This window comes from Nocardiopsis listeri (assembly GCF_020741345.1).
Classification (GTDB): domain Bacteria; phylum Actinomycetota; class Actinomycetes; order Streptosporangiales; family Streptosporangiaceae; genus Nocardiopsis; species Nocardiopsis listeri_A.
In genome coordinates, this window is sequence record NZ_DYZD01000169.1 from 1 (window position 1) to 5,668 (window position 5,668).

The window sequence follows — 5,668 nt, forward strand, 5'->3', positions numbered from 1 at the left end:
ACGGGTGCTCTACCAGTCCCGCGACCGGCTGGAGAGCGTGTCCCCGGAGAAGCTGTCCCGCGAACTCGGCGGTCCGCTGGACCCGGTGAACGGTGAGCCGGAGGACGAACCCGCCGACGGCGAAGGGGACGAGGAGGCCGCCGAGGCGGGCTCCGACCCCGACTCCTGAACCGGCTTTCGATCGGCGCCCCAACGACCGACGACCGATGGAGCGGGGGCCGCGAACGGCCCCCGCTCCCCCGTCGCTACTTCTTCTCGGCCTTGAGTTCGGCGATGACCTCGGCGAAGCGGTCCATACCCCAGTTGAGGTCCTCTTCGGTGATCACCAGGGGCGGTGACATCCGCACGGTCGAACCGTGGGTGTCCTTGACCAGGACCCCGTGCTCGGCGAGCCGCTTGCACAGTTCCTTGCCGGAGGCCAGTTCCGGGTCGACGTCCACACCGGCCCACAGGCCGATGCTGCGCGCCGAGACCACTCCGTTCCCGACGAACTCCTCCAACCTGCGCTTGAGCACCTCGCCCAGCTTTCGGGCGTTCTCCAGGTAGGGGCCCTGGCTCAGCATGCGCACGACCGTCTCCCCGACGGCACCGGCGAGCGGGTTGCCACCGAAGGTGCTCCCGTGCTGACCGGGCTGGATGACACCCAGTACGTCCTCGTCGGCGACCATGGCCGAAACCGGCAGGATGCCACCGCCCAGCGCCTTGCCGAACAGGTAGGCGTCCGGAACCACCCCGGTGTGCTCACACGCCCGGATGGTGCCGGTGCGGCCCAGTCCCGCCTGTACCTCGTCGGCGATGAACAGCACGCGGTTGTCGTCGCAGATCTCGCGGACCCGGGGCAGGTAGTCGGCGGGCGGCACGATCACGCCCGCCTCGCCCTGCACCGGTTCGATGAGCACCGCGACCGTGGTGTCGTCGACGGCGTCCTCGATGGCTTTGGCGTCCCCGTAGGGCACGGAGCGGAAGCCCGGCGTGTAGGGGCCGAAACCCGTCTTCGCCTCCGGGTCCGAGGAGAAGGAGATGATGGTGGTGGTGCGTCCGTGGAAGTTGGCGCCCGCCACGACGATGGTCGCCTGGTTCTCGGGAACGCCCTTGACCTCGTAGCCCCATTTGCGGGCCACCTTGATACCGGTCTCCACCGCCTCTGCGCCGGTGTTCATCGGCAGGACCTTCTGCTTGCCGACCATGTCGGCCAGGGAGCTCACCCACGGTCCGAACCGGTCGTTGTAGAAGGCCCGACTGGTCAGCGTCACCCGGTCGAGCTGGGCGTGCGCGGCGGCCAGGAGGTCGGGGTTGTGGTGGCCGAAGTTCATGGCCGAGTACCCGGCCAGACAATCGAGGTACCGCTTCCCCTCGACGTCCGTCACCCAGGCGCCACGGCCTTCGGAGATCACGACGGGAAGGGGTGAGTAGTTGTGCGCCGATCTGGCCTGCGCGAGTTCGATGTGGTCCGAGCTGGAGAGTGCGTGTCCGTCGGGGTTTCCGGCGGAGTCCTGCTGTCCCAGGTTCTGGGTGGTCATCTAGCCGCTCCGATCACCATTGACCGATGTCAGACAGTAGATACCCACCGTGGGGCCGGGTAGAGCCCTCGCGGCGGGATCTCCAAGAGTTGAGCAGATCATCCGGTGAGCACACAAGAGGTGGCCGACATCACCGCGCGCGACCGACGCCCGAAACCCACGCGTGATCCACGCCGGCACACCACCTGAGCGGGGCTCTTCCGAACGCCGATCACGAGGGGGTCACGGGCATGGTTGCGCAGGTGACGCGGTACACAGCCCTCACCACGATCAGCCCGGTTTCTGGCGGGTACGGTCGCCCTACAGTCACAGCCGCCGCGAGCGCCTTCGCCGGGGACGGCCGTCACACGAACGCCAGGGAGGATCAGCCGTGCCACACGCGTCTTCGGATACCCCTTTCTCCCTCCCTTCGCTGATGGCGGCGGTGGCCGGGGCCGTACCTGAGCGGATCGCCCTCGTCGCGGGTCCGCGTCGGCTCACCTATCGCGCCTTGAACGACCGGGCCACCCGGTTGGCCCGGCACCTGGTCGCCACGGGTGTGCGCCCTGGTGAGAACGTGGCGATCCTGTCGTTCAACCGGGCCGAGTGGATGGAGTCGTTCCTCGGTGTGCTGCGCGCCGGAGCGGTGCCGGTCAACGTCAACTACCGGTACGTGGCCGGCGAGCTGCGGCACGTGCTCTCCGACGCGCACGCGGTGGCGCTGATCGCGGAGGACTCCCTGGCCGCGAGGGTCACGGCCGTCCTTCCGGACCTGCCCCGACTGCGTCACGTGCTGCTGTTGGCCGACGGCACCGAGCGGACCGCCGAAGGGACGGACTATGAGTCCGCCCTGGCCGCGTGGGGCGAGGACGCCGGGGCCCCCGAGGGAGCGCTTCCCACCACCGGTGGCGACGACCACTACCTGCTCTACACCGGCGGCACCACGGGTTACCCCAAGGGCGTGCTGTGGCGCCAGGCCGACGTCTTTCGCGCCGCGGTGGAGCGTCGTTCCCCGGGCACCCCGCGCGCCCGTACCCCCGGGGAAGTGGCCGAACGCGCCGTTCGTTGCTTCCCGCAGCGCATGCTGGTCCTGGGCCCGCTCATGCACGCCGCCGGGCAGTGGCACGCGTTGAGCATGCTGCTGTGCGGCAAGCGCGTGGTGCTCTCGACCGACCGCAGCTTCAGGCCCGACCGTGTGCTGGAACTGGCGCACCGCGAGGGCGTGCACGCGCTCCAGCTGGTGGGCGACGCGATGGCGCGTCCGCTGGCGCGGCACCTGCTCACCGAACCCGGGTTGTGCCCCGACCTGACCTCGGTGCGTTCGGGTGGCACACCGTTGACCCCTGCGGTGCGCAACCTGTGGACGGCCTGGCGCGAGGACGTGGCCCTGGCCGACTCCTACGGGGGTTCGGAGACGGGTGTGTGCGGTTCGGCGACCGCCCCCGACGAGGCGGCCACGGTCGCCGACGCCACCGACCGTCGCAGCTTCACCATGGGCGGCAGCATCTCGGTGCTCGACGACGCGTTGCGTCCGTTGAGGCCGGGGTCGCCGCAGGTCGGACGGATCGCGCGCACCGGCCGGATCCCCTTGGGCTACTACAACGACCCCATCGCCACCGCCCGCACCTTCCCCACCGACGCCGAGGGACGGCGCTGGGCGTTGTCCGGCGACTACGGGACCCGGGCCGCGGACGGTTCGATCGTCCTGCTGGGCCGGGGCAGCGTGGTCATCAACACCGCCGGGGAGAAGGTGTATCCCGAGGAGGTGGAGGCCGTGCTCAAGGCCCACCCTTCGGTGGACGACGTGATCGTGGTGCCCGCTCCGGACGAGAACCTCGGCCAGCGGGTCACGGCCCTGGTCTCGTTGGCCCCCGGCAGCAGCCCTGACGAGAAGGCGCTGCGCGCCCACTGCCGGGTTCGGCTGGCCGGGTTCAAGGTGCCGCGGACGGTGCACTTCGTGGACCGGGTCCGGCGGACCGCCGTGGGCAAACAGGACTATCGTTGGGCCGCTTCGGTGGCCGGTGAAGGTGCTCCCAGCCCCCAGTCGCGGTGACCCGCAGGGCACTCCGAGGGGTCTGGCGGCCCTTCTCTGTGGCGCCCCTCATTTCGGTCTCAGAGTCGGCATGCGACCTATCAGCCGAAACAGGGTTTCGGCGCCCCTTCGACATCTCCAGGACGGTTCCGGAGCGCCTTCCACCCTCGCCGGCGACGCTAGAATGGCCACACCCGGCCCGGGACCCTCGGTCCCCCTCCCCCATCGTGTGGCCGGAGTGACGAACCTCGGCGCGCGGCCCGGGATCGTACCATCGGCGGATTCATCGAGGTCCGCGCCGACCCAAGCACCCCTTTGACCGGCCGGTCCACCGTGGATACGGGACCGGCGGCACCATCAGGACGGAGGACGGCGCCCCCTTCCCGGTTCCCCGGAAGAAGCGCCCGAGCATTCATGGCCAACTCAGTAGGCTCCTACATCTTCAACACGGTGCGCGGCGGGGCCGTGGGCACCTCCGAGGCACTGCCCGGCATCAGCGGCGGCACCGTCGCTCTGATGGTCGGTCTCTACGACAAGCTGATCGGTGGCGCGGGCCACGTGGTCAGCGGGATCAAGCGCTACGTCACCGACGTGCCCCGAGGTCGTGGCAAGGACCGCGCCCAGGAGCAGTTCCGCCAGGTGGACTGGGGTGTCCTGATCCCCGCCCTGATCGGTATGGCCTTCGCACTCATCCTCGCCGCAGTCTTCTTGGCACCCCTGGTGGAGAGCTACACCCAGTACGCCTACGCCCTGTTCTTCGGGCTGGTGCTGGCCTGCCTGTGGATCCCCTACACCGGCGCGGGCAAGACCTGGAAGGCCTGGCACTACCTCCTGGCCCTGGTCTTCGCCTCTCTCTCCTTCTTCCTCACCGGGTTGCCGGGTGCCAACCTGCCCACCCACCCGGTGGTGGTGTTCATCGCCGCCGCGGTCGCGATCTGCGCTCTGGTCCTTCCAGGTCTGTCCGGCTCCTTCATCCTGCTGACCCTGGGTCTGTACGAGCCCACCATGGCCGCCCTCCGTTCGGCCGACATCCCCTACATCACGATCTTCGTGCTCGGCATGATCACCGGTCTCGCCCTCTTCGTGAAGGTCCTGCAGTTCCTGCTGGAGAACCACCACCACGTCACCCTGGTCGTGCTCACCGGCCTCATGGCGGGTTCGCTGCGCGCTCTGTGGCCGTGGCAGACCGAGGAGCGCGACATCCTGCCGATGACCGACGTGCCCGTGACTTTGGCCTTCACCGCGCTCGGTTTCGTGATCGTGGTCGCTTCGATCGTGTGGGAGCACCGCGCCCGAGCCCGGCGCGAGCACGAGGCCGGTCACGAGAGCGTCTCCGTCTGACCTTAGAGTCGTACTCACAACCACATACCGGGTCGGGGTCGAGCGAGCGCTTCACGGCGCTTCGGCCCCGGCGGCGCGGGGTGCCGGCGAAACGAACCGGCTGAGAGCACACCCGTCGAACCTGCCCTAGTTCGTACTAGCGAAGGAACGCCATGAGCGTGTACAACGTCGTGTCCATCGCCGGAAGCGACCCCAGTGGGGGCGCCGGCATCCAAGCGGATCTGAAGTCGTTCTCCGCCCACGGGGTCTTCGGGATGAGCGTGGTGACGGCCTTGACCGCCCAGTCCACGCGCGGGGTCACCGGGGTTCACGGTGTCCCCGCCTCGTTCGTCGTCGACCAGATGGACACGCTGTTCGAGGACGCGACCGTGCACGCGGTCAAGGTGGGGATGCTGGGCACCGCCGAGGTCACCGAGGCCGTGGCCGCCGCGATCGACCGGCACGGGTTGTCGGACGTGGTGGTGGACCCGGTGATGGTCGCCAAGAGCGGTGACCGGTTGTTGGAGCGGTCCGCGATGGAGGCGCTGCGCAGCGAACTGCTGCCACGCGCCGACCTCCTCACCCCGAATCTGCCGGAGGCCGCCGACCTGCTCGACGAGGAAGAGGCCACGGACCTGGCCACGATGCGATCCCAGGCCGAAAGACTCCTGAAGCTGGGGCCGCGTCGGGTCCTGCTCAAGGGCGGGCACCTGCCGGGGACCGACAGCGTCGACCTGCTGGTCGACGGGGAGTCCGCCCCGATCGAGCTGAGCGCCAGGCGCGTGGCGACCCACAACACCCACGGCACCGGCTGCAC

4 protein-coding genes and 1 riboswitch are annotated in these 5,668 nt (G+C 69.4%); of the genes, 3 read left to right on the top strand and 1 reads right to left on the bottom strand.

What is annotated here, in order from left to right; genetic code table 11:
* Positions 1-245: 245 nt before the first annotated feature.
* Entirely contained in the window at positions 246-1,520 is a 1,275-nt protein-coding gene (rocD, locus tag K8V84_RS09460) for an ornithine--oxo-acid transaminase (RefSeq protein WP_304073144.1), read from the bottom strand.
* A 370-nt stretch (positions 1,521-1,890) separates the two neighbouring features.
* Between rocD and K8V84_RS09465 the strand changes: the two genes are divergently transcribed.
* From K8V84_RS09465 to thiD, 3 genes are all read left to right on the top strand, one after another.
* Positions 1,891-3,552: an acyl-CoA synthetase gene (locus tag K8V84_RS09465; RefSeq protein ID WP_304073146.1), complete on the top strand. Its 1,662-nt coding sequence runs from the start codon at positions 1,891-1,893 to the stop codon at positions 3,550-3,552.
* Between the two features lie 393 nt (positions 3,553-3,945).
* Positions 3,946-4,872: a DUF368 domain-containing protein gene (locus K8V84_RS09470; RefSeq protein WP_304073148.1), complete on the top strand. Its 927-nt coding sequence runs from the start codon at positions 3,946-3,948 to the stop codon at positions 4,870-4,872.
* A 66-nt stretch (positions 4,873-4,938) separates the two neighbouring features.
* A riboswitch (TPP riboswitch) is annotated at positions 4,939-5,037 on the top strand.
* Positions 5,025-5,668, top strand: a 644-nt coding sequence (gene thiD / locus K8V84_RS09475) for a bifunctional hydroxymethylpyrimidine kinase/phosphomethylpyrimidine kinase (RefSeq protein WP_304073150.1), incomplete at its 3' end; no start/stop codon positions are given. Its footprint overlaps the riboswitch before it by 13 nt.